2 protein-coding genes are annotated in these 1,508 nt (G+C 56.4%); both read left to right on the top strand.

The window, feature by feature from the left end; all coding sequences use genetic code 11:
- The coding region (locus Q7T06_RS03065) for a hypothetical protein (RefSeq protein WP_304779957.1) at nucleotides 1–187 on the top strand (187 nt) is incomplete at its 5' end.
- 320 nt (nucleotides 188–507) lie between these two features.
- Nucleotides 508–1,508: ATP-binding cassette domain-containing protein (locus Q7T06_RS03060; protein ID WP_304779952.1), on the top strand; the 1,001-nt coding region annotated here is incomplete at its 3' end.

Here is a 1,508-nt window from a genome sequence, read left to right as displayed (position 1 = left end):
GGGCACAAACAAACTCGCCTTCGGCTCAGACAGGTTTGCGCCCTTTATCCGACCGACGCGCACTGGCCTTGGCAACGTCACATGCGGGCAAGTCAAAAACAGCAGCAACCCCAACATCCACAGCCTTGATTGTGATGCACTCAAGGCTGGTGTCTTTGAAGTGGCAGTTGAAGTGAACCCGCTGTGACGCTGCCGTTTGTGACGTGCAGAAAATGGGAAATGGGCGTTGTCTGAGCGCAGCGAGTTTCGCCCGTTTCCCATTTTTTGTGCGACACAGACGGGAACCCGCAGGGCAGCGGCTGTGCGGTCGCCTTCTTTTGCTTACTTTTCTTGGCGAAGCAAGAAAAGTGAGTAGCCGCCGGGCTACCCCCGGCAGCAGACTATCCACGAGAAAAAACAGCATCAGCGGCAGCATCACAGCAGGTCTCGCCTCAAAGCGAGCCTAGACGCCCCCTGCAGTGGTAAAATGCCCGGTTATCAAAATTCATACCCGCAAAGGCTTTATCAGTGCTTTCTACAGCTAATATCACGATGCAGTTCGGCCCCAAGCCGCTGTTTGAAAACATCTCCGTCAAATTCGGCGATGGCAACCGTTACGGCCTGATCGGCGCCAACGGTTGCGGCAAGTCCACTTTCATGAAAATCCTCGGCGGCGACCTTGAGTCATCTGCCGGTACCGTCATGCTCGACCCTAACGAGCGCCTCGGTAAATTGCGCCAGGATCAGTTTGCATTTGAAGAAATGCGCGTGCTTGATGTCGTGATGATGGGCCATACGGAAATGTGGGCGGCGATGGCCGAACGCGATGCGATTTACGCGAACCCGGATGCGACCGACGACGACTACATGAAGGCGGCCGACCTGGAAGCCAAGTTTGCCGAATTCGATGGCTATACCGCCGAATCGCGCGCGGGCGAGTTGCTGCTCGGCGCTGGTGTGGCGATCGATCTGCATCAGGGTCCGATGAGCAATGTCTCGCCGGGCTGGAAGTTGCGCGTCTTGCTGGCGCAGGCACTGTTCTCGAATCCGGACATCCTGCTGCTGGATGAGCCGACCAACAACCTGGATATCAACACGATCCGCTGGCTTGAAGATGTGCTCAACGAGCGCAACTCGACGATGATCATCATTTCCCATGATCGCCACTTCCTGAACCAGGTGTGTACGCACGTGGCCGACATGGATTACGGCACGCTGAAGATCTATCCGGGCAATTACGACGAATACATGTTTGCCTCGACGCAGGCGCGCAACCAGCAACTGGCCAACAATGCGAAAGCCAAGGACAAGGTCGCCGAGCTGCAGGAATTCGTGCGCCGTTTTGCGGCCAACAAGTCCAAGGCACGCCAGGCGACTTCACGCGCCAAGCAGATTGAAAAAATCAAGGTCGACGATATCAAGCCATCGTCGCGCGCCTATCCATTCGTGCGTTTCGACGGCGAGAAAAAGCTGCATCGCCAGGCCGTCACGGTGGAAGCGATCTCGAAAGCATTCGACCGCCAGCTGTT

Origin of the sequence: Herminiimonas sp. (assembly GCF_030645555.1) — a bacterium.
Lineage (GTDB): Bacteria > Pseudomonadota > Gammaproteobacteria > Burkholderiales > Burkholderiaceae_D > Oxalicibacterium.
Note: the sequence above shows the minus strand (reverse complement) of the source record. Positions and strands in the feature narration are given on the sequence as shown.